Raw genomic sequence first — 306 nt, 5'->3', positions numbered from 1 at the left:
GATTCAACGGTCTCATGCTGATTTCCGTTTTTCGGAAGTCTGCTCGTATCAAGGGATTGGGAGCTATTTAGATTCTTTTCTCTTAAATAAACATCTTTTTCATTAACTTTTAATTCCGCTAAATACAATCGGTTGGGTAATTGGCGGCCGGCTTTTGGTTGAAAACCCATTCTTTTCTGCATTAATAAATGAGCACCTTCAAGCTCTTTTTTAATTTTTGCAATTTTTGTATTTGAGCAGTCAAATAGTTTTTTTAATTCTTCGTTTGTGAAGACAAAATAAACATTGTCATTTTCGTCAACCCAG

The 306-nt window shown here is 34.3% G+C and carries 1 protein-coding gene; it reads right to left on the bottom strand.

Translation table 11 applies throughout. The features are described 5' to 3' along the window. On the bottom strand, positions 1-306 hold a 306-nt coding region (locus ACKTR2_RS10625; RefSeq protein ID WP_407885107.1), incomplete at both ends, for a replication initiator protein A.

Source organism: Furfurilactobacillus curtus, from assembly GCF_045862785.1.
Classification (GTDB): Bacteria; Bacillota; Bacilli; order Lactobacillales; family Lactobacillaceae; genus Furfurilactobacillus; species Furfurilactobacillus curtus.
The sequence above is the reverse complement of the archived record's forward strand: the minus strand, read 5'-3'. Positions and strand labels throughout refer to the sequence as shown.